The organism is Agrobacterium sp. (genome assembly GCF_059499945.1).
Genome location: NZ_JCABZP010000014.1, coordinates 373,959 through 398,670 on the forward strand (window position 1 = coordinate 373,959; position 24,712 = coordinate 398,670).

The following is a 24,712-nucleotide window of genomic DNA, read 5'->3' on the forward strand; positions in this document are numbered from 1 at the left end:
CATGGCAGATGTAACGGTTGAACTGGACGATCTCGATTTTGCTGGCGACGACAAGGTTGTGCCCTTTCAGGTCGAAGGTCTGGATGTGCGCGGCCGCGCCGTACAGGTTGGGCCGCTGCTGAATGCCATTCTCGAGCGGCACGATTATCCTGCCGCGGTCGCCCGCCTGCTGGCGGAAGCGACTGTTCTGACGGCGCTGATCGGCACGTCGCTCAAGTTTTCCGGCAAGCTGACCCTCCAGACCAAGGGCGACGGCCCGGTTGACCTGCTGGTCGCGGATTTTACCGCGCCTGAAAGCATGCGCGCTTACGCCCGTTTCGACGAGGAGCGGCTGGCGGCGGCGATCGCGGAAGGCGCAACCTCGCCGGAGCAATTGCTCGGCACCGGCATTCTGGCCTTCACGATCGATCAGGGCGTGGGCATGCAGCCTTATCAGGGCATCGTGCCGCTCGATGGCTCATCGCTGGAAGACATTGCCGGGGTTTATTTCCGTCAGTCGGAACAGCTGCCCACCCGCGTGCGGCTGGGCGTTGCCGAGTTCTTCGACCGTGATGGCGAAGGCAAGCCGCGTCATGGCTGGCGTGCGGGCGGCGTTATCGCGCAGTTCCTGCCGCAGGCGCCCGAGCGGCTGCGCATGCGCGACCTGCATGGCGGCGACGGCGATGAAAGCGGTCACGAGGTGCAGGAGGATGATGCCTGGATGGAAGCCGTCACGCTGTTGAACACGGTGGATACCGACGAGCTGACCGATCCGCAGGTGCCGGTGGAACGCCTGCTCTTCAGGCTTTTCCATGAGAGCGGCGTGCGCATCTATGATGCGCAGGCGGTTTTCGACCGTTGCAGCTGCTCGCGGGACAAGATCAAGGGTGTGCTGTCAGGCTTCACCGCCGAAGAGATCAAGGCGAGCGAGGAAGACGGCGCCATTGCCGTGACCTGCGAGTTCTGCTCCACCACCTATCGCTACGATGTCAGCGAATTTGAAAATGCCTGAATAGAGAGCCGTGCCCCACAAAGGGTGCGGCTTTTTCATTGCCGGGCGAGTGGTTAGTTCAGAACCCGCATCAGGCCCGGTGAATCCAGCGAAAAGGCGGGTATGGTGACGTTGAACACCTCGCCATTTTCCGTTTCCATTTCATAGTGGCCGAACATCAGGCCCGAAGGTGTGTCCAGCGGGCAACCGGAGGAATATTCGTAGCTGTCGCCGGGTTTAAGATGTGGCTTCTCACCCACGACGCCAGGCCCATAGACCTCATCGACCTGTCCGTTCTGATCGGTGATGTGCCAATAGCGATTGACGAGGGTAACCGGAATATCGGAGTTGTTCGCGATCACGACTTTGTAGCCCCAGACGTAACGATCGTCATCCGGGTCGGATTGTTCCTCGAGATAATACGGGTCGACCGTTACCTCGATATCCCTTGTCAGAGCACGATACATACGCGCCACACCTCGATATTATGCCTGCCGCCACATCCTACACTATAGGTTCTGGCTATCGTCAAGAAAATGAATGACTTGACGGGCAGGGGGCATCTCCTGTTGCGCTGCTTTCCACCGTTAGGGATAACGGGAAAGGTAAATATTGGTTGCCTGATAGGGTCTTTTCGGACCGCACCGGCGAACCATGGCCCGACACGCGGTCAGGCCATGGCGATTTGCTGATTGAATTTTCAGGCCGAAACGGCCGCCAGACCCTTCGCCAGATCTTCCAGCAGATCGTCGGTATCCTCGATGCCGCAGGAAAGGCGCAGGGTGCCGCCGGAAATACCGAGTTCAGCACGCGCCTCGTCGGAGAGGTTCTTGTGCGTCGTCGTGCCGGGATGGGTGATAAGGCTCTTGGCGTCGCCGAGATTGTTGGAAATCTTCACGATTTCCAACGCGTTCTGCAGCTTGAAGGCCGCTTCCTTGCCACCCTTCAGTTCGAAGGCCACCAGCGTCGAACCGCCGGACATCTGCCGTGCGATGATGTCGGCCTGCGGATGGTCGGCGCGGCCGGGATAGATGACCTTGGCGACCTTGCCGTTATCGGCGAGAAAATCGGCGATTTTGCCGGCATTGGCCGTCTGCTGTTTCACACGCAGCGGCAGGGTCTCGATGCCTTTCAGTAGCGTCCAGGCATTGAACGGCGACATGGCCGGGCCGGTATGGCGGAAATAATCCTGCAGCTCTTCTTCGATCCACTTCTTGTCGGAAAGGATCACGCCACCGAGGCAGCGGCCCTGACCGTCAATATGTTTGGTGGCCGAATAAACAACGATATGGGCGCCGAGTTCGAGCGGCTTCTGGAAAAGCGGCGTCGCAAAGACGTTGTCGACCACCACCTTGGCGCCGATCTGGTTGGCGAGCTTTGCCACGCCGGCAATATCCACCACTTCGAGCGTCGGATTGGTCGGGCTTTCGAGGAAGAACAGTTTGGTGTTGGGCTGGATCGCCTTTTCCCAATTGCCGAGATCGCGACCGTCGATCAGCGTGCATTCGATGCCGTATTTCGGCGCGAGCGTTTCGACCACCCAGCGGCAGGAGCCGAAAAGGGCGCGGGCAGCAACGATATGGTCGCCGGCGCGCAGCTGGCACATGATGGCGGCGGTGACGGCGGCCATGCCCGACGCAAGTGCGCGGGCGTCTTCAGCGCCTTCCAGCAGGCACATGCGCTTTTCGAACATGTCGTTGGTAGGGCTCGCATAACGGGCGTAGATGAACCCGTCCGTTTCACCCTTGAAGCGCGCTTCGGCTGCTTCGGAGTTTTCGTATACGAAACCCTGGGTCAGATAGATCGCTTCCGACGTTTCACCGTAAGGGGAGCGTAGCGTACCGCCGTGAACGAGCTGGGTTGCCGGGCGCCATTTATTGCTCATGTGATCACCTTCAAAACAAAAAAACCGGCCGCAAAAGCAGACCGGTTCCTAGCACCCGGTCTTTTTAGCCACTTGTTTAACGTGGCTGCAAGCCGACCGGCCAAATCACCACGGGATAAGCTTGCCATACTGCCGTTACCGGCTTGCGTCAATGCTTTCCTTTTGGTTTTGTCGCCGTAAAAAGGAATGATGACCATGACGAGAACCACGGGCATTTTGGCGGATGGCGCGATCAAGGCGCTGTTTGCAGGCGGCAAGCTGAAGAGCGAGGCCGATCTCGATGCTGATCAGGTGCAGCCCGCCAGCCTTGATCTCAGGCTCGGCTCGAAGGCCTATCGCGTGCGCGCCAGTTTCATGCCCGGCCCCGGAACCCACGTCCTCGACAAGCTCAATCGTCTCAGTCTGCACGAGATCGACCTCACCCAGGGCGCGGTGCTGGAAACCGGTTGCGTTTATATCGTTCCCTTGATGGAAAGCCTTGCGTTGCCGGCGGACATGTCTGCCTCGGCCAATCCGAAAAGCTCGACCGGCCGTCTCGATATCTTCACCCGCGTGATGACCGATAATGCGCAGGAATTCGACAAGATACCGGCCGGTTATGCCGGCCCGCTTTATCTGGAAATCAGCCCGCGCACATTCCCCATCGTGGTGCGCCGGGGCTCACGCCTGTCGCAGATCCGCTTCCGCATTGGCCATTCGCTGCTCAACGAAAGTGAACTGCTGAAGCTGCACGAGACGGAAATGCTGGTCGCAAGCGACACGCCCAACGTGACCGGCGGCGGCATCGCGCTTTCGATCGACCTCAAGGGTTTCGGTGAAAACGGGCTGATCGGTTATCGCGGCAAACATCACACGGCGGTGGTGGATGTCGACAAGAAGGCCCAGCACGACGTTCTCGATTTCTGGGAACCGCTCTACGCACGCGGCCGCGCCGAATTGATCCTCGACCCGGATGAATTCTATATTCTCGTCTCACGCGAAGCTGTCCACGTTCCGCCGCTTTACGCGGCTGAAATGACGCCCTTCGACCCGTTGGTGGGCGAGTTCCGTGTGCATTACGCCGGCTTCTTCGATCCGGGCTTCGGCCATGCCGAGGCCGGCGGCACGGGCAGCCGCGCCGTGCTCGAAGTGCGCAGCCACGAAGTGCCCTTCATTCTGGAACACGGGCAGATCGTTGGCCGGCTTGTTTACGAGCATATGCTGGAAAAACCGGAAGGCCTCTATGGCAGCGGCCTCGGCTCCAACTATCAGGCGCAGGGACTGAAGCTCTCCAAGCATTTTCGCGCGGAATAACGAACCCGGCGGGTGCTTGACACCCGCTGCGAACTATCCGATGTCTTATGCGCGCGCGGGTGTAGCTCAATGGTAGAGCAGCAGCTTCCCAAGCTGAATACGAGGGTTCGATTCCCTTCACCCGCTCCAGCGATGCCGCGATCCATGTGCCGGAATATTAAAGGTCATAAGAGAAAGCAGCATCCCGATGGCGCAGTCCCTCAGCGAGATCAGTAAATTTCTAAGCTATGTCCTTCGTCACAAACCGGATGCGATCAGTATCGAACTCGACGCGGAAGGGTGGGCCAATATCGACGAGTTGATAGCAAGAGCCGATATTCCCCTTACGCATGAGTTGCTGCTTGAGATTGTCGATACCAGCGACAAGAAGCGGTTCGCCATTTCTGCCGATGGGCAATTCATCCGGGCCAATCAGGGCCATTCGGTGGTGGTGGATCTCGGTCTCGAGCCTGTAAAGCCACCCGTTTTGCTCTATCACGGCACAGCCACCCGTTTTCTCGGCAGCATCAGGGAAAAGGGATTGCTCCCGCAGAACCGGCAATATGTCCATCTCTCCGCTGATAAAGAAACAGCGAGAAGAGTTGGAGAAAGGCACGGAAAACCTGTTATTCTGACGATCTCCGCCCTGGCGCTGCATCAGGGAGGCCATCGTTTCTTTCAGGCCAAAAATGGTGTCTGGCTCACGAATGAGATAGAGCCGGGCTCTCTTCCGGGGCTGCCGGAAGAGGTGGGCTGAAGCCACTATTTTCCGCGGAACAGCCTGAAATGGTGGGATACGGTCTTGGCCGGATCGTCGTGGAGCCGGCTTTTGGGAGTAGTACACAATTTAGCTTGACTACGATTAAATTGCACGTAATAGTTGATGCAGTCGTAACATAGGGAAAGTGTTATGAGTCGCAAACTTCTTTCGGAATTTCTGGGAACCTTTTGGCTCGTATTCGGAGGATGCGGCAGCGCGGTTTTTGCCGCCGCCTTTCCCGAACTCGGCATCGGCTTCCTTGGTGTCGCTTTCGCTTTTGGTCTGACGGTTCTGACCATGGCCTACGCGGTTGGCGGCATTTCAGGCGGTCACTTCAATCCGGCTGTTTCAGTTGGCCTCACGGTTGCCGGTAAATTCCCGGCGGCAAGCCTCGTGCCTTATATCGTGGCGCAGGTTCTGGGGGCGATCGTCGCGGCTGCGGCGCTTTATGTCATCCTCACCGGCAAGGCAGGGGCTGACATTGGCGGTTTTGCCGCCAATGGTTATGGCGAACATTCGCCGGGCGGATATTCTCTCGTATCGGCGCTGCTGATCGAAGTCATTCTGACGGCATTTTTTCTTATCGTCATTCTGGGCTCGACGCATGGCAGGGTTCCGGCCGGCTTCGCGCCGATCGCCATCGGTCTTGCCCTTACCCTTATTCATCTGATTTCCATTCCGGTCACCAACACATCCGTCAATCCGGCCCGCTCGACAGGACAGGCGCTGTTCGTCGGCGGATGGGCGCTGCAGCAGCTCTGGCTGTTCTGGCTCGCTCCGATCCTTGGCGGCGCCATCGGGGCCGTGATCTGGAAAATTTTCGGCGAGGAAGAGAAGGCCGGCCACACCGGTTCGGTTCAACCTGCGCAGACATGAATAAGAGGCTTTGTTTCCTCGAATGGTCGAGGAAACGACTGAGGAGGATGACATGGATCTTGCTTCGATATTGGCCCAAATCGTTGGCGGTGCGGTAGGCGGCACGGCCGGTGGAAAGATAGTGAAGGACTCCGATCTTGGTTCGCTCGGCAACCTGATTGCCGGCGCCATTGGCGGCCTCGGCGGCGGAACCGTGCTCGGATCGCTGCTTGGCGCGGCCGGAGGTGCAGCAGCTGGCGGCGTGGATATCGGCGCTCTTGCCGGTCAGCTCGTTGGCGGCGGTGTCGGTGGTCTGATCGTGCAGATCATCGTCGGCCTGATCAAGAACAAGCTCGTTGCCAAGTAGAGCGGTTCGGTCGCCTTCAGGATGAAATGACGGACCTTGCCGAAGGAGGAGCTTCGTTCGGCAAGGCATTGGCTTCTATTATTGATGACACCGGTAATGCAAGGCCTGAAGCGGATTTGCGGATAACAGCATGTCGCTGAAACCATGAAGCGTCGCCGCGGTTGACCGAAAGAAGCACCAAATCTATTTTGACTGTTTTCGAAAATGCCGGGTCAGTCGGTTTTTTTGACGACCGGCGCGTGTGGTGTCTTGTTCCATGTGAAGGGTTTGGTTTTGAGCTCCACCACGGCCCGCCAGGCCGCGACTGATAACATCAGCCAATATGCGGGCATCGCCAGCCATCGCCTTCCGACATGTCGTCTTTCATAGGCGATCATTCTGCTTCGGCCCATCAGCACGAAGATCGTGTAGCTCCCGGCGATATTCAGCACATCGATAAAAAACAGCAGACCTTGCCAGGTGAGTAGCAGATCAGCACCGTTTTCCCGGATGGCGATAGTCATGAATGCCAGGGAAACGAAGAGCAGGGGATGGGCAAGCGACGACAGAAGCATGCCGCCGATCAGCAGCTGAAAAACCATATAGGCAAACCATCCCATGTCGCGCGCGGTCGCAAAAGGCGCACGGGTCATCACCAGCCAGCTTTGCAGCCAACCCTTGTACCAGCGTGTTCGCTGGTTCAGCCACACGGGCAGCGAGGTCGGCGCGTCCTCCAGCGTCTGTCGTCGGATGACGCCGCAACGATAACCGAGCCGATGCAGCCTGAGTCCGAGGTCGGCGTCCTCGGTTACATTATAGGGATCCCAGGCACCGGCCCGCCGCAGCACGGCGGTCCGGAAGTGATTGGAGGTGCCGCCAAGCGGCAGCGGCAAGCCGTGTGCGGATAGCACAGGTAACATGCAGCGGAAGAGACCGGAATATTCCAAGGCGAAACAGGCGCTGAGCCAGGAGGAAGAGGCATTGCTGATGATAAGCGGCGCCTGCAGGCAGGCCACCTCGTCTGGCTCATTGCGGAAGGTGGTATAGGCTTCACGCAATTGCTGCGGATGGGGCCGGTCCTCGGCATCATAGACCACAACGAATGCGCCGCGCGCGCCGGAAAGCGCATAGGTGAGGGCTTTGGGTTTGGTGCGCGGCAGGGAAGGCGGCACCCTGACAACCTCTATATGCGGGCCGGGGTTTATCCGCCGGATCGCCTCGATCGTTGCGTCGTCGTCAGCCTCGCAGACAAGCTTGATGTCCAGTCGGGATCTGGGCCAGTCCAGACGTTCCAATGCGCCGATGAGCTGCCCGACGACGGCCTCTTCCCGGTAAAGCGCCACCAGAACGGTATAGACAGGCAGTTCGTTTTCCTGCCGAGAAAGCGAGACGGCACCGTTTTCCGTGGGTGCATGGACGAGGGCGAACAGCCTGAAAAGCAGGGTAAAGAGGTAAAGAAGCGTCAGGGTGATATGCAGATAGGCAAATGCCGCTTCCGTATAAAACAGCAGCGACAGAATGAGCAGGGTAACGAGAACGCCACTGCAGAAACCCTGCTGGCCGTGCAGCGTGATCCTGGCGGAATGGTGTGGCGCCGTATTGAAAAGCCGCTGCTGGGTTTCCGCCAGGCGGCGGGCCTCGCCCGCTTTCCAGATTGCGTTGCGCATGGCTTGCGGTGTGGTTACGGCAAATTCGTCGAGAAGACGCGGGCGCTGATCCAGCATGTTTTTCAGAGACGCCATCCGCGCCAGTTCCGGCACGATCAGCAGCGTCGGCGTGCCGTGCAGCGGTGTCAGCCGCAGCAACCTTGGTTCGGCAAGTTGAGTGTCCAGTCGGTTCAGGTCCACCACCCGGCCCGGGCTTATTTCCGGAAGAAATGGCAACCGCAGCAATCTGGCGAAAGCGCTGAAATAGGCATCCGCCGTTACGAGACTGCTTGCCAGCAATTCGTCTTCTACAGTCGAGCCATTTTCCAGCGCCCGCTGTTCGAATGCCTCGATATAGGTCTTGCCAAATCCCAGCGAAGAGAGAAAGCGGGCTTGTTCGGCCTGGTCCTGTTCGGAAGCGGCCCAAAGCGGATCATCGCTGGTACGGGAAAATGCAATTTTTCGTGTCGCCGGCGTCGTACAAAACGAATCTCGTGTATATTGCCTAAAATAATCCATGCATCGCCGCCGCCGTCATGGTGCCGCCCCACTTTCTGTCACGGATAGTATAGATGAGAATGACGAATGTAACGCGGAATATAGGTATCGGTTTTACTTTAGCTCTCGCTTTAAAATTGACTGGTTTTATTGGTGAAGTTCGTGCGGAGGGATTGTCGGACGGAAACCGGATGCCGGTGTTGTTCGATGCGCAGGAGCGATTTCCGGGCGGCGACCTTTCTTCAGTTCCCCGCATCAGATTTCTGATGTCGGTCGATTTTCCGCCGTTCAATTTTACCGATCAGGAAGGCCGGCTTGCAGGTTTCCATGTCGATCTGGTGCGTGAAATCTGCGCCCAGTTGAAGGTCGAAAGCAAATGCCAGGTGCAGGCGCTGCCGTTTGACGAGCTGGAGGCGGCGCTTGAAATGGGGGAGGGCGAAGCGGTCATTTCCGGCCTCGCCACCACTGCCGATCTGCGCAAGAGTTTCACTTTCTCGCGGCCCTATCTGTTGATGCCTGCCCGTCTTGCGGTGAACAAGGCGGCGAAATTCACCGGCTCCGGCGCTGATGCGCTTTCTGGAAAGAAGGTGGGTGTGGTTGCCGGTTCTCGGCACGAACAGATGCTGAAAGCTTTCTTTCCAAAGGCCGCGGCCGAGGGTTTCGAGGGCTATGAACCCATGTATGACGCGTTGAAGAAAGGCAAGGTGGACGCCATCCTCGCCGACGGTCTGCGCCTGCCTTTCTGGGTTTCGGGAAGCGCGTCCGAAGGCTGCTGCGCGCTCTTCGGTGGTCCCTATATGTCCGACAGGTTTCTCGGCGAAGGCCTGTCCATCATGACCGTCGATCCCGACAACGTGCTTGTTCCGGCTTTCGATCAGGCGCTGGCGGCCCTTTCCCGCAACGGCCGGCTGGAAGAAATATACCGGCGTTATTTCCCTTACGGGCTCTATTAGAGAGAGCCGGCCACCAGATCGGTTCTGACGCCCGCTCTTATTTGGCCGGCGCGAAAACCTCTTCGTTTCGGCGCAGGCGCAGCAGCGCGATCCACACGGCGGCGGCGATGGCGGTTTCCACCATGAAATAGCTGCCGATCGTTCCCGAAATGCTGAAGGACCAGGTGAAGAAGGCGACGACGACGGAGCCGATGAGATTGCCGCTGTTCCAGATCTTCGCGCGAATATCCTGCCGTCCGGATGCGCCCAGCGCCTCAAGCGCGGTGGCGGCAACGGCCATGGGCAGAACCGCCCAGCAAAGCACGCGGGTGATGACGGGCAGCGAGACATATTCATCGCCGAACAAAAGCGGCAGGAAGGGTGCGATGATGAAAATGACGAGCGCACTGCCGGTCGCGATGAAAAGTGCAGCCTTCAGCACATTATAAGCGCGTTCTATGGTCTTGGTGATGCCCTGCAGGGCGGCGGAGGCCGAACCCGGATAGATCAGCCGGTTGAGGGCCTCGACGGAGAGATAGGAACTGTCGAGAATGCGCCGGGCGATGGAATAACTGCCCAGCACCTCGGCGCTGGCAATGGCGCCGAGAACGAGAATATCGGCATTGCCGCGCACGGCCTTGAACAGGAACTGGGTGGAGAACAGGATGCCGATGCGGATTTCCTCGCGCACGATGCGGAACACCGGGCGGCCGAGTCTCGCGATCGCCTTCACCGAAATCATGGCCGCAATCGTGTGGGCTGCGAGGTTCCACAGCGCCCAGGCCTCCACGGTTTCCACCTTGAAGATGAGGCAGGCTACTACCGCGGCAATGGTGCGGGCGACGGCAAACATCACTTCCAGCTTGTTGGCGGAGGCGAAGTTGGAATGGGCGATGAAGCTCTGCGTGGAAAGCGAGATGACTTTCAGGAGGACGAGGTTGGTGAACAGGATCAGGAAGGTGGTGATCAGCGTGTGCAGCAGGGTTTCCGAGGTCGGGAAAAATACCGGGATCGTCACCATGCCGATGATTGTCAGCACCACGCCTGTCGCGGCGCTCAGGAGATAGCTGTGGCCGAGCATGACGGGAAACATGCTGCGATCCTGCGCGACGCGGCGGATCAGTGATTCCTGCGAACCGATACCGCAAATCTGGACACCGAGATTGGTGACGGCCGTGATGGAGGCGTAAAGCGCGAATTGTTCGACACCGAGATGGCGGGCAAGCAACGCGAAGGTCAAAAGCTGGGCGGCGCTGGACATGAGGAGCGCTCCGCCTGACGCCATGTAGGTCAATCCCAGTCTGACTAGATGGCCGAGCCGCGGCGTATTGAACGACACCTCATTCTCCATGTTTTCCGGCATTGCCGGGCGAATTCAAAAATGACTGCGCTGTTTTTAAAATCTGGCGAACTGAAAAAGCCGCAACCGGCCAATAATGTGAAGGTCCGCGACCCGAATGAATGGCAGTTTATCCTGTCATATCCCTCTTGAGGTAAGAGAGGGTTAAAGCAATTGCATAATAATGATGATAATGACTGTTTATGGTTATTTGGACATGGCCCTGTTTCAGAAGGGTTTCGTTGTTCGTCACAAGGCAGGCCAATGATCCGATCATCCATATCAGGTGCAGGCGACCATGCCGCGTTTGGCTGACACGCAGCCCCTCTCTGCACAGGGCAGCGCCATATCACTCGCCGGCGGCCGGCGCGACGCGATTTTTTTCGTCGCCACCATGCTCTATATCTGGATTTCCGTCGCCCCTTTCGAAAATCTGGCAGCGCCGCCGGTGCCGCACGCCGCCGCAAACCAACTAACCGGCCTCGTGATCGCATTGATCCTCGGCGTTTTTGCGCTGCGCCACCGGCTGACGGGTCTACTGCTGCGACCGCGACTGCCCATTCTGCTGCTATTCTTCTGGCTGGCGATATGTTCGGTGGTCGGAACCCAGCCAAGCACGTCGCTGCAACGTCTGGTCTTCACGGCGCTCCTGTGCTTCATCACCAGCGTTCTCGTCGTCATGCCGCGCGACCGGCGGCAGTTCGACCGGATGATGGCCATCTTCGCCATCATTCTCCTGGCGCTGTGTTATCTGGGGGTGATCTTCCTCAGCTCGCGCTCGATCCATCAGCCCTATGATCTCGATGAAAAAGCGCTCGCGGGAGACTGGCGCGGCATTTTCAACCACAAGAACGCCGCCGCTCCGGCCATGATCATTCTTTTCATGATCGGGCTTTACCTGCGCAATGCCTGGTCGACGCTGGGCGGCATCGCCATCACGCTGCTGGCCGGTTTCTTCCTGTGGAAGACCAATGGAAAAACCGCGGCCATGCTTTTGCCCGTCACCGTGGCGCTGATCTGGGTCATGGAAAGGCATGCCCACCGCACTCTGCTGATGATCGGCGGTCTTCTCGCCTTCATCAACATATCCGCGGTTGGCTCCACTTATTTCCCGAGCATACAGAATTTTGTCGAAAGCCTGGGCATCGATTCCACCTTCACCGGCCGCACGGACATATGGCGGCTGTCCTTCGACACTTTCGCGCAATCGCCGATCTTCGGGCAGGGGTTCCAGGCATTCTGGGCGAGCGACCGGCTCCTGTCGCAGGCCGATATAGCCGGCACCTGGGCCGTTACAGCCTTCCATGCCCATAATGGCTATATCGAAAGCCTGCTGAATGGCGGCTTGCCGGCCTTCATTCTCACCGTCATCTGGCTGGTCATCATCCCCGCGAACGATTTCCGCACCGCAGTGGACAAGGGTACTGATCCGGGCCTGACCCGACTTTTTGCACGAATTTGGGTGTATGCGCTGCTTTCTTCGTGTCTTGAGAGTAATTTCTTTACCGGAACCGGGCCTATCTGGTCTTCTCTGCTGATCGCAATCTATTGTTTGAGGCATCAGGCTTACGACATACTTGAACAGGGGCAGTAATTTGCAGACAGGCCGGGGGGCTTTGTATGACGCAAAAAATCGGGACTTTTGCAGACCGGATCAATAACCGGCTGGTGCGCTATTTTCCGGGGCCGGCGGCACGGATCGAAACATCCGAACCGATCGTGTCCTTCACATTCGACGATGTGCCGGCAAGCGCCTGGACGGCGGGTGCGCGCATTCTGGAAAACGAGGGCGTCTGCGGGACGTTTTATATCGCCGGCGTGTTCATCGACAAATACGATGAACAGCAGCAGATGATTTCCACAAAAGGCTGTTCGGAACTGGCAGCGGCCGGCCATGAACTTGCCTGCCACACTTTTTCCCATCGCAAACTTTCGAGCTTTTCACGACGGGGGTTCGAGGCGGATCTCGATCGTAATGACACCGTGCTCGGATCATTCGATGGAGGCCGCCACGGGCGTAATTTCTCCGTTCCCTTCGGCATGGCCTCACCGGTCATGCAGCCGCTACTGCGGCGCCGGTTCAGGACTGCGCGCGGCATCATGCCTGGCATCAACAGGGGCAGCGTCGACCCGTATAATCTTGCCGCAGTCGAGTTGCGTGCGGATCAGAACTACCTCGACGCCGCCGACCACTGGCTGGAAGATGTTTTGCAAAAAGGCGGCTGGCTCATCATCTTCACCCATGATGTTTCGCGCACACCAAGCTTTTACGGTTGTCCTGAAGACAGATTTCAGAGCCTCGTCCGCAGGGCGGTATCCGGTGGTGCGAAGATCATGACGGTCGATGCCGCGGCAACGGCGCTCGGCCTGTAGAGGAAATTCTCGGCGCGTTTCCCGAGCTGCAACGGCTGAAACGGCAGGCCCGTGTCCGCAATTGCGGGCTACTGGCTGGCCCAGATGATGCGGGCAATCCACTCCACATCGGCCATGTCGAAGCTGCGGTTGGGATGTTCCGGGTTGAGCGAAAGAAGCTCGATGTTCTTGGGGCTTTGCCGCGCCAGCACCTTGGCCATCACTTCGCCGTCGCGGCTTTTCAGCACCACGCGGTCACCGCGCCGCACCTGTGCGCCCGGCTCCACGATGAGGATGTCGCCGTCACGGTAAAGCGGCATCATGCTCTCGCCCTGTACTTCCAGCGCATAGACGCCCTGTTTGCGCTCGGGAGAGGAGGGGAATTCTACCACATCCCAGCCCTGACCGGCCGGAAAACCGCCATCATCGAAAAAGCCGCCGGAGCCTGCCTGGGCGAAACCGAGCAGGGGAATGGCGTTGTCCGCGCCCGAAGGCTGCATCGTCTGCGCCCTGCCGAAAGCATAACCGAAAAACTGGTCGACGCTTGCCCCCGTCGCTTCCAGCACCTTGGAGACGGATTCCGTCGAAGGCCAGCGTTTGCGGCCATCCGGCCCGAAACGTTTCGATTTGTTGAACGAGGTGGGATCGAGACCGGCGCGCTTCGCCAATGCCGAAGGCGTCAGCTGATGGCGTTTAGCAAGCGTATCGATGGCGCTCCAGATCGTCTCGTGTGAAAGCATGATAGAAAGCCCGCAAGTGGAGCCGATAGCGGAAAGCTCCTGTCGTATATTGACCGGAATCTAGACCATATCCGGTCAGGAGTAAAGCAAGGAAAGGAATAAAATCCTTGCTCTACGCCACCATGGCCGACGTATTTATCTTGGCCAGCTGGATCACCGCCTGCGTGCGGCTGTCGACCTTGAGCTTCAGCAGGATCGCGGAGACATGCGCCTTGATGGTAGCTTCGGAAACATTGAGCTCATAGGCGATCTGCTTGTTCAGCAACCCTTCGGCCAGCATGCCCAGAACCCGGCTTTGCTGCGGCGTCAGTGTTCTGAGCCGGCCGATGAGATCGGCCACGTCAGGATCCTGTTCCTTATCGCCCTGATGACCTGACGGTATCCAGACATCACCTTCCAGAACCGCGCGGATGCCGTCTCTGATATCATCGATACCAGAGGACTTGGAAATGAAACCGGAAGCGCCGAGTTCGATGGATCGGCGAACGGTGGTCGCATCGTCCGTTGCCGAAACGATGACGATCGGCAGGCTGGAAAATTCCGCTCTCAGCGCCATCAGGCCTGAAAATCCGCTGACCCCCGGCATGGCGAGGTCGAGCAGCATGAGATCGGCGTCGTTGCGCGCTGCGGCCGCACTTCGGGCAGCCTCGAAATCTCCGGCTTCAACGATGGTCTGCTGCCCGTCGAGGCCGGATACGGCCTGTTTCAGGGCGCCGCGAAAAAGCGGGTGGTCATCTGCTATGATAATGACAAGTTCCGACATTCTGGCCCCCTCCCAAGGGCGTTATGCGGTTCTTTTTTGGGTACTGGCGCACTCCCATTTGCCGGCGGTCGAACGCTTCCGGCTCCTTTGCCAAAGGTTGCGCCAATCGCTCCCGCATTACAAGGAAAAGCTTGTGGACAGGCGGTCTTTCAGGGCTTCCGTAATAAAAATGCCGTGGAAACTGTGGACAATTGCCATGCTTTGCGGCAAACCGCCCGGACAGGAAAGTGCTGGAAAGCCTTGGAGAGCCCCATGCAGGAAACGCCCGCGATCATCTATAAAATCGTGCCGGAGACGTTGTGGAGTGCGGCCAGGGCGAAGGGCGTCTTCGAAGGCGCAGCCATCGATCTGACCGATGGTTTCATTCATTTTTCAACGGCAAAACAGGTGGCCGAGACCGCCGCACGGCATTTTTCCGGCCAGGTCGATCTGTTTCTGATTGCAGTCGATGGCGTGGCCCTTGGCGACAAGCTGGTCTATGAACCCTCCAGAGGCGGCGATCTTTTCCCGCATCTCTACGCGTCTCTTCCCTTGACCGCCGTGCTTTGGGAAACGCCGCTTTCACTCGGCCACGACGGCCAGCACCAGTTTCCGGAGATTTTGTGATGAGCGGATTATTTTCCTCTGTGGGCCGCAAGGGCTTGTTTCTCGTCGATCCGGAAAAGGCGCATGGCCTGTCCATCGCGGCGTTGAAAAGCGGCTTTCTGCCCACCTGCATGGTGCCGCACGATCCGCGTCTGCAGCAGACCGTGGCGGGTCTCGTGTTCCCCAATCCGCTCGGCATGGCGGCGGGTTACGACAAGAATGCGGAAGTGCCGGGGCCGCTTCTCCGGCTCGGTTTCGGCTTCACCGAAATCGGCACCGTCACGCCGAAGGCGCAATCCGGCAATCCCAAACCGCGCATCTTCCGCCTGGTCGAAGATGAAGGTGTCATCAACCGCCTCGGCTTCAACAATGAAGGTCATGCCGCTGCGCTGGAGCGTCTGAAGCAGGCGCGTCTGCGCGGCATTGTCGGCGTCAATATCGGCGCCAACAAGGATAGCGAAGCTCGCATCGCCGATTATGTGCAGGGCATCGAGGCCTTTTATTCGGTTGCGTCCTATTTCACCGTCAATATTTCCTCGCCCAATACGCCCGGTCTGCGCGACCTGCAGGCGCGCGAAAGCCTTGCCGCCCTTCTCACGGCGGTGCTGGAACGCCGCAAGGCGGAAGCCGAACGTTTCGGCAAACGCATCCCGGTCTTCCTCAAGATCGCGCCCGATCTGACTGAAGAGGGGCTGGATGATGTTGCCGAAGAGGCGCTGGCCCATGATCTCGACGGACTGATTGTCTCCAACACCACGCTTTCCCGCGAAGGCCTGCGCCCCGGTCCGCATAAGGGCGAGGCCGGCGGCCTGTCCGGCAAGCCGCTATTCGAGCTTTCCACCACGGTTCTCGCCAAGATGCGCCGTCGCGTCGGCGCCAATCTGCCGATTATCGGCGTTGGCGGTATTTCCTCCGCGGAAACGGCGCTGGAAAAGGTGAGGGCAGGGGCCGATCTCGTGCAGCTTTATTCCTGCATGGTCTATGAAGGTCCCGGCCTGCCATCGGCCATCGTCAAGGGACTGTCGAAGCTGGTCGCCCGCGAGGGCGTGGAGTCGATCCGTGAACTGCGCGACAGCGCGGTGGATCGCTGGGCCGACCGTAAGCTCGGTTGAGTACGACCTGGGTGGGGTTTCTCTACCCTCATCCCTGTGCTTGTCACAGGAATCCAGCCAGCCCAAGTCCTTGGGCTGAAAGAAGTCTCTCCGCCGCGCAGACGCGCTTCGACTGGATTCCTGTGACGAGCGCAGGCATGAGGGCGCGGGGGTACCCTAGTCTCCGCCCATTCTCAGGCGCAGAGCACCATGGCCCAATAGGGTCGGTTGCGGCTGGCGGCGTCATAGGCCACCGCGACGCCGAGACCATTATAGGGCCCGAGCATATTTTCGAGATGGTGTTTGGAGCCGATCCAGGCCTTCACCACCCGCTCGACACTGTCTTGCCCTGCAGCCACGTTTTCCGCCGCCGGAAGCGGGACATTGCCGTCCTTCATGCGGATAAGGAAACTGTCGGTCAGGCCGATCAGATGCGCCATCTTCTGCGCCTTGACCATGCGGCCGGCCTGATAGGCGGCAGCACCGCTTGCTGGACCATTGATGGAAAGCGGGGAAAGCCCCTTCGTGCGGCGCAGGTCATTGACCATGGGAAGTGCCGCCGCCGTTTCGTCGCGGGTGCCCGATGGCATGCCCTTGTTGGTGGGCATGGAAACGCAGGCGGAAAGAACGGAACCAGCGGAAAGCAGCACGAAGCCGCGCCGTGAAAGCGTTTGAAACGTGGAATCGGTCATGTCAGCGGCGATAGCTCAGGAGGCGCAGGATGATAAAAACGGGAATGACGATCGTCGCGCCAAGGATCAGATAGTCGCCGATTGCGCCGAGCGCATGGAAACCGCTGCGCCACAGGTCGACCACGAAATCGCGCGCGCCATAGATGATGTTCCACGGAGTCAATCCGAAGATCGCCATCAGAAAGCCGACGAGCAATGAAACGACGAGTAGTTTCACCACGGTGCGGGCCACCGTATCACCCAGCATTTTGTTGACCTCACCGGCCATCAGCAAGTCTCCTGTTTTATCCTGACATATGGGGCGCACCGCTTCGATGCAAGTTTTCGCGCATTATATCGCGCCATATCCGTCAATTCCACGCAGGGGCCATGAAATAGGACTTGAGTTTTTTTATGGCTTGATAAATGACAGCCAGCATCTTCTCAGGAAATAATTGATGGCCCCAAACCAGTTTTCTTCCGGTGACGTCATTGCCGACCGCCGGGCGGACTATGCCCGCATGTTGGCGGAGGGCGGTGACTATCCCGCCGCCGCCGAACTCATGGAACAGGCGCTTGAACTTGCGCCACGGTGGACGGCGGGTTGGTTTCGCTTCGGGGAATATCATGAAAAGGCGGGGGAGACGGCAAAAGCCGTGGCGGCTTACGAGAAAGTCGCTGAACTGGATACGGAAGGGCTGTTTGCAGCCGAACTGAAGCTCGCGGTTCTCGGCGCCGCGGAAACACCCGAGCAGCCGCCGAGCCGTTATGTGGAAGGGCTGTTCGACGATTATGCCGACCGTTTCGAAACCTCGCTTGTGGAGAAGCTTGACTACAGCGTGCCGCAAAAGCTGGCGGAACTGATAGGCAAGGCGGCGGATGGCGGCGTCTTCGATACCATTGTCGATATCGGCTGCGGCACGGGTCTCCTCGGTGTCGAAATCCGCACCCTCGCAAAACGGCTTGAGGGTTTCGATATTTCCCAGAACATGCTGGCCAAGGCGGAGGAAAAGGGGCTTTACGATTATCTGGGTCAGGCTGATCTTTCGCTGGAAGCGGAGGCCTCGGGACTTTTCATATCCACCCTGGCGCAATACCGCGCCGATCTCGTCGCCGCCGCCGATGTGATGATGTATCTCGGCAGCCTCGAAACCGTCATGCCGCTCGTTTCCGCCCTGCTCAGGCCTTCAGGCTTTTTTGCCTTCTCGGTGGAGGATGCGGGGGATGAGGACGGTTTTATCCTGCGGGAATCCCTTCGTTACGCCCATTCCAAAAGCTATGTGACCGACCTTCTTGAGCGGACGGGCTTTTCCCTCCTCGACATCCGTAAAACCACCATTCGCAAGGATGCCGGAAAACCCCTTTCCGGCATTCTTTTTCTTGCCCGCGCGAAAGCCTGAACATTCCGTTTCTTGCCTTTTTCACGATAGGTCAGTCTTGCTTACTTATCCATCTTGATCGGCTGTTTTTTGCAGTGCAAAATATACCTGAACAAGAGGAAAAAAGCGTGAGCATAACGAGAAGCGTTTACGGCATGTGGAGTTCCGATCCGGCCAGACATGCGCCGGTGGAAGACGTGCAGGGCATCGTCACCGGCGCCATCGTCTCGGCGCTCGGCTTTTATCTCCTCAACAAGGTCGGCCTTCTGACCGGCGGCACCGCTGGCGTCGCCTTCCTCCTTCATTATGCCTTCGGCATCAGCTTCGGCCTTTTGTTCTTCGTCGTTAATCTGCCGTTCTATTATCTGTCCTTCCGCCGTCTCGGTCTTGCCTTTTCCTTCAAGACCTTCATCGCTATCGGCCTTGTTTCGGTGCTAACGGAAGTGGAGGCGCGCTGGATGGTGATTGACAGTATCAATCCGCTCTGGGCGGCGCTGCTCGGCGGTCTGCTTCTGGGCTACGGATTGCTGGCGCTCTATCGTCACCGTGCCAGCCTAGGCGGTATCGGCATTCTCGCCATCTATATTCAGGACCGTTTCGGCATCCGCGCCGGTCTGATCCAGCTGGCCTTCGACGCCTTCGTGATGCTCTGCGCCTTCCTCGTCATCGATCCGGCCACGGTCGCCTATTCGATTGTCGGCGCTTTTGTCCTCAACATGTTTCTGGCCATCAATCACCGCTCGGACAGATATATCGTCGTGCGCTGAATAAGCATGCTTGAAATCCGTCCTGCTTGAGTGCAATAGCTCGGCAAGGGCCTGAAAATCAGGGGAAAAGGCATGGACGATACGACTGCGCGCAGGCGCCTGAACCTTTGGGCCTCCGCGCCGGATCGTCATTCGCTGCTGGAAGACGCGCAGGGCGTTCTGGCGGGCAGCATGCTGGTTTCGCTGGGCGTCACGCTGTTTTCGTCCGCGGGCCTTTTGACGGGCGGCGTGGTGGGGCTTGCCTTCCTGGCGCATTATTCCACCGGCTTCAGCTTCGGCGTGGTGTTTTTCCTTGCCAATCTACCGTTCTATTATCTCGCCTTCCGTCGCCTCGGCCTCGCCTTCACGGTCAAGACCTTCTGCGCTATCGCGATGACGGCGCTGCTTTCCGAATATATGCCCGGCTTTTTCGCCTTTCAGAGTATCAATCCGGTTGCCGCAGCGCTTTTTGGCGGGCTGACGGTTGCGGCCGGCATGCTGGCGCTGTTTCGCCATCGCACCAGCCTCGGCGGTTTCGGCATCTTGGCGCTTTATCTGCAGGATCGTTTCGGCTGGCGCGCGGGCCTCGTGCAGCTCGCCTTTGACGGCATGGTGCTGGCCTGCTCGTTCTTCGTGGCCACACCTTTCGTCATCCTCTGCTCCATCCTTGGCGCGTTGGTCATGAACCTCACGCTTGCCATCAATCACAGGAACGACCGCTACATCGCCATGTAGCGGCCGCCCGTTCCGGGTTTAAGAGGTCAGGCCGCCTTCGCAGCCGCATCGACCGGATGCTGCGAGCGGAAACCGACGGCGATGCGGTTCCAGGTGTTGATCGCGCCGATGGCGACGGTGATCTTCACGATGTCCTCATCGGGGAAATGCGCCTTCAGCGTCTCGAAGGCGTCATCCGGAGCGCCGGTTTCAGCAATCTTCGTCACCGCGTCCACCCAGCCGAGCAACGCCCGTTCCTGTTCGGTATAGACGGGGGATTCGCGCCATACGCTCATCAGGTTGATCCATTGTTCGGAAAGGCCGTCATGACGGCTTTCCTTCACATGCATGTCCACACAGAAAGCGCAGCCGTTGATGATCGAGGCACGCAGCTTGATGAGGTGAACGAAGCGGCGCTCAAGCCCGCTGCTCTGAACGTAATTTTCCAGAGCCATAACGGCCTTGAAGGCTTCGGGGGATGCTTTGGCATAGTTCAAACGGGTTTTCATGGGTCTCTCTCCATTGGTTGGGTCTGTTTAAGGGTATGCGTCATCGTTCCGGAAAGCGGTGACGCTTCCGGTATTTCGGGTGATTGGTTCTTTTGGGTCTTAGCGCGCCGCCGTCTTGCGCTCGTTCAGCGCCAGAAAGGCACAGCCGCGTGCGGCAATGCCACCGTCGTCATTGGCGGCAAGGTCGCCCAGAATATCGGCCATGCTGGTTTTGGCGAGTTCCGCCCGATAGGCCTTCTCCGCTTTCAGCATCGCGGCATTGATGCCGCAGGGCTTGGTGAAATAACGTCCCGGCAAGGGGTTGGGGCCCCGCTGGCGAATTTCCGCACAGCGAAAGGCAGGCTGCGGCCCCTCCACGGCAAGAACGATATCGAGCAGCGTAATCCTGTCGGTCGTCCGGGCAAGACGATAGCCGCCCTTCGGCCCCGGCACGGTGGCGACTATTCCGGCGCTCGACAGCGATTGCAGGTGTTTCAAGAGATAGCTCGTGGAAACGCCGTGAAATTCCGCAAGCGCCGCCGCTGAAAGCACGCCGCCTTCGGAAAGTCCCGCCAGCATGCCTACACTGTGAATGGCCTGTTCAACGCCGTCGCCGAGTTTCATCCGTTTTGCTCTTTTGTGGTTCGCTTAAGTATCGTGGATATAATTTATCCATGATTATGCATTCCTGTCAAGCGGTCCTGTTCCGCTCTTCTTTTTTCAAGGTTTCTCACTACCTTGAAAGCGTGAAACACGCTGAGTCTCCCATCTCCGGCACGCATGTCGGTTCCTTGCCCCTTCCATTCCAGAAATGGTTTGCGCAAAAGGGGTGGTCTCCGCGCGCGCATCAATTGGAGCTGATGGCGCGGGCGCTGGGCGGCGAGAACATGCTGCTGATTGCGCCCACGGGCGCCGGCAAGACGCTGGGCGGCTTCATGGCCTCGCTCACCGATCTCGCGGAACGCGGCAAGGTGCCGCCGGGCTCGGGCTTTGTCGGCGTGCACACGCTCTATATCTCGCCGCTCAAGGCGCTTGCGGTCGATATCGAGCGCAACCTCACCAGGCCCGTTTCCGAAATGGGCCTGCCGATTTCCATCGAAACCCGTACAGGCGATACGCCGCAGGGCAAACGCCAGCGCCAGAAGGTCAAACCGCCGGATATTCTGCTGACGACGCCGGAACAGGTCTCGCTGTTGCTCGCCAACAAGGAGGCCGAGCGCTTTTTCCGTGACCTGAAATATGTGGTGCTCGATGAATTACATTCACTCGTCACCTCCAAACGTGGCCACCTGCTGTCGCTGGCGCTTGCCCGTGTGCGCCGGCACGCACCCGATGTGCGCTTTATCGGCCTTTCCGCCACGGTGGCGGAGCCGATGGATTTGCGTGGTTATCTTGCACCGCAGGGGCAGGGCGAGCCACCCGCTGGCCTCATCACCGTCGAGGGCGGCGCAAAACCGGATATTTCCATCCTGAACACGGAAGAGCGCATCCCATGGTCCGGCCATTCGGCGCGTTACGCCATGAAGGATTTGTACTCTGCGCTGAAGGACCACCAGACGACGCTGATCTTCGTCAATACCCGCTCGCAGGCGGAGCTGATCTTCCAGGAACTCTGGACCATCAATGACGACAATCTGCCGATTGCCCTGCATCACGGTTCGCTGGATGCTGCTCAGCGTCGCAGGGTGGAGGCCGCCATGGCCGAAAACCGGCTGCGCGCCGTCGTCGCCACCTCCACGCTCGATCTCGGCATAGACTGGGGCGACGTCGACCTTGTCGTGCATGTCGGTGCGCCGAAGGGCGCAAGCCGCCTGGCCCAGCGCATCGGCCGCGCCAATCACCGCATGGACGAGCCATCAAAGGCAATTCTCGTTCCGGCCAACCGTTTCGAGGTGATGGAGTGTCGCGCTGCACTGGATGCCAATTATATCGGCGCGCAGGATACGCCGCCGATTGCCGAAGGCGCGCTCGATGTTCTCGCCCAGCATGTTCTCGGCATGGCCTGCGCCGAACCCTTCGATGCGGACGATCTTTACCGCGAAGTGACCAGCGCCTCGCCCTATGCCGATCTGCCGCGCGCCACCTTCGACCGGGTGGTGGATTTCACCGCCACCGGCGGCTACGCGCTGCGCACCTATGAGCGTTACGCCCGCATCCGCCAGATGAAGGACGGTCGCTGGCGGGTCTCCAATCCCGCCGTCGCACAGCAATATAGGCTGAACCTCGGCACCATCGTCGAGGCGGCGGAACTGAATGTCCGCATGGTCAAGCGCAATCCCAAGGGCACGGTCGGGCGCGGCGGCATGTCGCTCGGCAAGGTCGAGGAATATTTCCTCGAGCAGCTGGTGCAGGGCGATACGTTCCTTTTTGCCGGCAAGGTGCTGCGTTTTGAAGGTATCCGCGAGAATGAATGTCTGGTCTCGCAGGCCTTTTCCATGGACCCGAAGATACCCTCCTATGCCGGCGGCAAGTTTCCGCTTTCCACCTACCTCGCGGATCAGGTGCGCTCCATGCTCTCCGATCCCGCCCGCTGGCAGGCGCTGCCGGATCAGGTGCGTGACTGGCTGGCGATCCAGAAGGAGAAGTCGATTATTCCCAGGCGCGACGAGCTGCTGGTGGAGACCTTCCCCTTCCGCAAGCGCTTCTTCATGGTCATGTATCCCTTCGAGGGACGCTTGGCGCACCAGACGCTCGGCATGCTTTTGACGCGCCGGCTGGAGCGTGCGGGCGCAAAACCCATGGGCTTCGTCGCCACCGATTATTCGCTGGCCATCTGGGCGATGGAGGATATCGGCATGCGGCTGAAATCCCGCCGCCTGTCACTGGCCGACCTGCTGGACGAGGACATGCTCGGCGACGATCTGGAAGCATGGCTGGACGAATCCTTCATGCTGAAGCGCACCTTCCGCAACTGCGCCGTCATTTCCGGGCTGATCGAACGCCGTCATCCCGGCAAGGAAAAGACCGGCCGTCAGGTCACGGTGTCTGCCGATCTTATTTATGACGTTCTTCGCAGCCATGAGCCGGATCATATCCTGCTGGAAGCGACGCGGCGCGATGCCGCGGCTGGACTTTTGGACATTGGCCGTCTTGGCGATATGCTGAAGCGAATCAAGGGTCACACCACCCACCGCGCGCTGGAACATGTCTCGCCGCTCGCCGTTCCGGTCATGTTGGAAATCGGCCGTGAGACGGTGGCGGGCGAGGCGATGGACGATGTGCTGGCCGAGGCCGCCGACGAGCTTATCGCCGAGGCCATGTCCTGACATACGCAATGAAGGAACAACGATAAAAGTGCTGAGCCGGCTGACATTGAGCGACAGGTTTTCCAATGGCTTCGAATGCCTTGGCAGCGAAACCGCCATCAACGGCGTCGCCGCCTGGTGCGACCCGTTGGGCGGCCTCTACCTGCCGGACCTGTCATTGCTCGTCGTCTCTGATCTGCATCTGGAAAAGGGCGCGGCCTTCGCCCGGCGTGGCCGCATGCTGCCACCCTATGACACCATCGCCACGCTTAAAATCCTGTCCTCCCTCGTCAGCCGCTATGATCCGAAGATCGTCGTCAGTCTCGGCGATAATTTCCACGATCGCGTCGGTTCCGAGCATCTGCCGCTGCCGCTGCGCGAACTCATCCGCGAGATGGCCCGCGGCCGCGAGTGGATATGGATCAACGGCAACCACGACCCCGACGGTACGGTCGATCTGCCGGGCTCTTCGGTGGACGAGATGTTTTATGGCAATCTCGTCTTCCGCCACGAGCCGAAGCTGGGAGATGCCGCGGGCGAAATTGCGGGGCACCTGCATCCTTCTGCAACCGTGCGCCGTCGCGAGAAAACGGTGCGACGCCCCTGTTTCGCCACCGATGGTTCACGGCTTTTGATGCCGGCATTCGGGGTGATGAGCGGCGGGCTGGATTTGCGGCACAAGGCGATGCGCGGCCTGTTCGATCATGCCGCTCTTGTCGCGCATCTGATGGGGAGGGATCGCATCTATTCGGTGCGATTTTCAAATCTCATCGGCTGAGCGCATCGTCGCCGTTATCTCTTTGTTTTTACGCATTTCCAGTAAAACCGCTACGCACTTTTACTGGAAATGCTCTATTGCCGGTAGACCAGTACCGGTATCTTCGAATTCTTCAGCACCTTGGCCGTGACGCTGCCGAGCAGCATTTCCAAGAAGCTCCTGCGCCGGTGCGAGGCCATGGCGATGAGATCGCAGCCGCTCCTGTTGGCGGCTTCGATGATCGCCTCGTCGGGCCTTCCCGCCCGCGCCAGCAGCGCTTCACAATCCAATCCCATGGACGTGGCCTGTGCCTGCGTATCGCGCAGCAGATGCTCCGCCTCCTCACAACGGTGAAATTCCTCTTCGGCAATGGCGGCAATGTCCTCGACATCGCTGGCAATCACATGAAAGGGTTCCGATACCGTCACCACGGTCACCTTTGCGCCTGCCTCCTTGGCGAGAGCGAACCCTTGGTCGATTGCGATCTGCGCCAGCGGCGAGCCATCGGTGGGAATGAGAATGTGCTTGAACATGACATTTCTCCTTTTCATCCCGGTCACAGCCACACTGGCCGCCAAGAGCTGTGTGCGTGGTTGTAACGCCTTGAATTTTACCGCAAACCGATGACGGAAGCGAATGCTATCTTTGACGCAGAGGGTCGCCTGCGCCCGATTTGCA

General features: G+C 59.0%; 26 protein-coding genes, 1 tRNA gene and 1 riboswitch. Of the genes, 16 read left to right on the plus strand and 11 right to left on the minus strand.

All coding sequences use genetic code 11. From position 1 onward, the window contains the following. Position 1: 1 nt before the first annotated feature. On the plus strand, positions 2 to 991 hold the full coding sequence (locus AC5I5B_RS13540; RefSeq protein WP_003503547.1) for an Hsp33 family molecular chaperone: 990 nt from the start codon (positions 2 to 4) through the stop codon (positions 989 to 991). Positions 992 to 1,044: 53 nt separating this feature from the next. On the opposite strand, the gene apaG is transcribed toward AC5I5B_RS13540, so the two are convergent. Together apaG and AC5I5B_RS13550 are read right to left on the minus strand one after the other, a co-directional pair. Further along, positions 1,045 to 1,437, minus strand: coding sequence for a Co2+/Mg2+ efflux facilitator ApaG/CorD (gene apaG, locus AC5I5B_RS13545; protein ID WP_003503545.1), 393 nt, complete (start codon positions 1,435 to 1,437; stop codon positions 1,045 to 1,047). A gap of 233 nt (positions 1,438 to 1,670) precedes the next feature. Continuing rightward, complete coding sequence (locus AC5I5B_RS13550; protein ID WP_003503544.1) at positions 1,671 to 2,855, minus strand: O-succinylhomoserine sulfhydrylase; 1,185 nt, start codon at positions 2,853 to 2,855, stop codon at positions 1,671 to 1,673. Positions 2,856 to 2,898: 43 nt separating this feature from the next. Further along, positions 2,899 to 2,977, minus strand: a riboswitch (SAM riboswitch). 73 nt (positions 2,978 to 3,050) lie between these two features. Here AC5I5B_RS13550 and AC5I5B_RS13555 point away from each other — a divergent pair. The 5 genes from AC5I5B_RS13555 (at position 3,051) to AC5I5B_RS13575 (ending at position 6,109) form a co-directional block, all read left to right on the plus strand. Beyond that, positions 3,051 to 4,148: a 2'-deoxycytidine 5'-triphosphate deaminase gene (locus AC5I5B_RS13555; protein ID WP_111833817.1), complete on the plus strand. Its 1,098-nt coding sequence runs from the start codon at positions 3,051 to 3,053 to the stop codon at positions 4,146 to 4,148. Positions 4,149 to 4,203: 55 nt separating this feature from the next. Continuing rightward, a tRNA-Gly gene (locus tag AC5I5B_RS13560) sits at positions 4,204 to 4,277 on the plus strand. A 58-nt stretch (positions 4,278 to 4,335) separates the two neighbouring features. Then, positions 4,336 to 4,884: an RNA 2'-phosphotransferase gene (locus tag AC5I5B_RS13565; RefSeq protein WP_111833724.1), complete on the plus strand. Its 549-nt coding sequence runs from the start codon at positions 4,336 to 4,338 to the stop codon at positions 4,882 to 4,884. 153 nt (positions 4,885 to 5,037) lie between these two features. After that, entirely contained in the window at positions 5,038 to 5,763 is a 726-nt protein-coding gene (aqpZ, locus tag AC5I5B_RS13570) for an aquaporin Z (protein ID WP_003503541.1), read from the plus strand. A 52-nt stretch (positions 5,764 to 5,815) separates the two neighbouring features. After that, positions 5,816 to 6,109, plus strand: coding sequence for a hypothetical protein (locus AC5I5B_RS13575; protein ID WP_035212595.1), 294 nt, complete (start codon positions 5,816 to 5,818; stop codon positions 6,107 to 6,109). Between the two features lie 212 nt (positions 6,110 to 6,321). Here AC5I5B_RS13575 and AC5I5B_RS13580 read toward each other — a convergent pair whose 3' ends face one another. Beyond that, a complete protein-coding gene (locus AC5I5B_RS13580) occupies positions 6,322 to 8,253 on the minus strand; it encodes a glycosyltransferase (protein WP_162695462.1) in 1,932 nt (643 codons plus the stop codon). 170 nt (positions 8,254 to 8,423) lie between these two features. Here AC5I5B_RS13580 and AC5I5B_RS13585 point away from each other — a divergent pair, with 170 nt between their 5' ends. After that, positions 8,424 to 9,185 carry a transporter substrate-binding domain-containing protein gene (locus AC5I5B_RS13585; protein WP_060722864.1) on the plus strand — a complete coding sequence of 254 codons (762 nt, stop codon included), beginning with the start codon at positions 8,424 to 8,426 and terminating at the stop codon, positions 9,183 to 9,185. Between the two features lie 37 nt (positions 9,186 to 9,222). Here the strand turns inward: AC5I5B_RS13585 and uppX are convergent, their stop codons facing one another. Next, positions 9,223 to 10,515 carry a Wzx-type polysaccharide biosynthesis protein UppX gene (gene uppX, locus AC5I5B_RS13590; RefSeq protein ID WP_162695475.1) on the minus strand — a complete coding sequence of 431 codons (1,293 nt, stop codon included), beginning with the start codon at positions 10,513 to 10,515 and terminating at the stop codon, positions 9,223 to 9,225. Between the two features lie 286 nt (positions 10,516 to 10,801). Between uppX and uppY the strand changes: the two genes are divergently transcribed. Together uppY and AC5I5B_RS13600 are read left to right on the plus strand one after the other, a co-directional pair. After that, complete coding sequence (uppY, locus tag AC5I5B_RS13595) at positions 10,802 to 12,097, plus strand: Wzy-type polysaccharide biosynthesis protein UppY (protein WP_111833723.1); 1,296 nt, start codon at positions 10,802 to 10,804, stop codon at positions 12,095 to 12,097. A 26-nt stretch (positions 12,098 to 12,123) separates the two neighbouring features. Next, positions 12,124 to 12,876: a polysaccharide deacetylase family protein gene (locus AC5I5B_RS13600; protein ID WP_099085676.1), complete on the plus strand. Its 753-nt coding sequence runs from the start codon at positions 12,124 to 12,126 to the stop codon at positions 12,874 to 12,876. A gap of 68 nt (positions 12,877 to 12,944) precedes the next feature. On the opposite strand, the gene AC5I5B_RS13605 is transcribed toward AC5I5B_RS13600, so the two are convergent. Beyond that, positions 12,945 to 13,595, minus strand: coding sequence for a S24 family peptidase (locus AC5I5B_RS13605; protein ID WP_003503527.1), 651 nt, complete (start codon positions 13,593 to 13,595; stop codon positions 12,945 to 12,947). Positions 13,596 to 13,707: 112 nt separating this feature from the next. Next, the gene (locus AC5I5B_RS13610; protein ID WP_099085675.1) at positions 13,708 to 14,358 is read right to left on the minus strand and encodes a response regulator; all 651 of its coding nucleotides are present in this window, start codon (positions 14,356 to 14,358) and stop codon (positions 13,708 to 13,710) included. Between the two features lie 252 nt (positions 14,359 to 14,610). Here AC5I5B_RS13610 and AC5I5B_RS13615 point away from each other — a divergent pair, with 252 nt between their 5' ends. Both AC5I5B_RS13615 and AC5I5B_RS13620 read left to right on the plus strand, forming a co-directional pair. After that, the gene (locus AC5I5B_RS13615; RefSeq protein ID WP_495752740.1) at positions 14,611 to 14,964 is read left to right on the plus strand and encodes a DUF952 domain-containing protein; all 354 of its coding nucleotides are present in this window, start codon (positions 14,611 to 14,613) and stop codon (positions 14,962 to 14,964) included. Next, on the plus strand, positions 14,964 to 16,055 hold the full coding sequence (locus AC5I5B_RS13620) for a quinone-dependent dihydroorotate dehydrogenase (RefSeq protein ID WP_111833722.1): 1,092 nt from the start codon (positions 14,964 to 14,966) through the stop codon (positions 16,053 to 16,055). Before AC5I5B_RS13615 ends, AC5I5B_RS13620 begins: the two co-directional genes overlap by 1 nt. Positions 16,056 to 16,228: 173 nt before the next feature. On the opposite strand, the gene AC5I5B_RS13625 is transcribed toward AC5I5B_RS13620, so the two are convergent. Together AC5I5B_RS13625 and AC5I5B_RS13630 are read right to left on the minus strand one after the other, a co-directional pair. Then, a complete protein-coding gene (locus AC5I5B_RS13625) occupies positions 16,229 to 16,726 on the minus strand; it encodes a CAP domain-containing protein (RefSeq protein WP_003503518.1) in 498 nt (165 codons plus the stop codon). Between the two features lies 1 nt (position 16,727). Continuing rightward, complete coding sequence (locus AC5I5B_RS13630) at positions 16,728 to 16,994, minus strand: DUF6460 domain-containing protein (protein WP_003493739.1); 267 nt, start codon at positions 16,992 to 16,994, stop codon at positions 16,728 to 16,730. Positions 16,995 to 17,163: 169 nt separating this feature from the next. On the opposite strand from AC5I5B_RS13630, the gene AC5I5B_RS13635 reads away from it, so the two are divergent. From AC5I5B_RS13635 to AC5I5B_RS13645, 3 genes are all read left to right on the plus strand, one after another. Next, the gene (locus tag AC5I5B_RS13635) at positions 17,164 to 18,105 is read left to right on the plus strand and encodes a class I SAM-dependent DNA methyltransferase (protein ID WP_162690242.1); all 942 of its coding nucleotides are present in this window, start codon (positions 17,164 to 17,166) and stop codon (positions 18,103 to 18,105) included. A 134-nt stretch (positions 18,106 to 18,239) separates the two neighbouring features. Further along, positions 18,240 to 18,851: a YitT family protein gene (locus AC5I5B_RS13640; protein WP_003503514.1), complete on the plus strand. Its 612-nt coding sequence runs from the start codon at positions 18,240 to 18,242 to the stop codon at positions 18,849 to 18,851. A gap of 72 nt (positions 18,852 to 18,923) precedes the next feature. Then, positions 18,924 to 19,565, plus strand: coding sequence for a YitT family protein (locus AC5I5B_RS13645; RefSeq protein WP_020010974.1), 642 nt, complete (start codon positions 18,924 to 18,926; stop codon positions 19,563 to 19,565). Positions 19,566 to 19,591: 26 nt separating this feature from the next. On the opposite strand, the gene AC5I5B_RS13650 is transcribed toward AC5I5B_RS13645, so the two are convergent. Then, complete coding sequence (locus AC5I5B_RS13650) at positions 19,592 to 20,053, minus strand: carboxymuconolactone decarboxylase family protein (protein WP_111791877.1); 462 nt, start codon at positions 20,051 to 20,053, stop codon at positions 19,592 to 19,594. A 99-nt stretch (positions 20,054 to 20,152) separates the two neighbouring features. After that, positions 20,153 to 20,656, minus strand: a complete 504-nt coding sequence (locus tag AC5I5B_RS13655) for an RrF2 family transcriptional regulator (protein ID WP_003503511.1) — start codon at positions 20,654 to 20,656, stop codon at positions 20,153 to 20,155. 50 nt (positions 20,657 to 20,706) lie between these two features. Here AC5I5B_RS13655 and AC5I5B_RS13660 point away from each other — a divergent pair, with 50 nt between their 5' ends. Together AC5I5B_RS13660 and pdeM are read left to right on the plus strand one after the other, a co-directional pair. Beyond that, positions 20,707 to 23,298 (plus strand): ligase-associated DNA damage response DEXH box helicase, encoded by a 2,592-nt coding sequence (locus AC5I5B_RS13660; RefSeq protein ID WP_336377026.1) that lies wholly within the window; start codon positions 20,707 to 20,709, stop codon positions 23,296 to 23,298. 28 nt (positions 23,299 to 23,326) lie between these two features. Then, positions 23,327 to 24,055, plus strand: a complete 729-nt coding sequence (gene pdeM, locus AC5I5B_RS13665; protein WP_003503509.1) for a ligase-associated DNA damage response endonuclease PdeM — start codon at positions 23,327 to 23,329, stop codon at positions 24,053 to 24,055. A 74-nt stretch (positions 24,056 to 24,129) separates the two neighbouring features. Here the strand turns inward: pdeM and AC5I5B_RS13670 are convergent, their stop codons facing one another. Then, complete coding sequence (locus AC5I5B_RS13670; RefSeq protein ID WP_003503507.1) at positions 24,130 to 24,567, minus strand: universal stress protein; 438 nt, start codon at positions 24,565 to 24,567, stop codon at positions 24,130 to 24,132. Between the last annotated feature and the right edge of the window lie 145 nt (positions 24,568 to 24,712).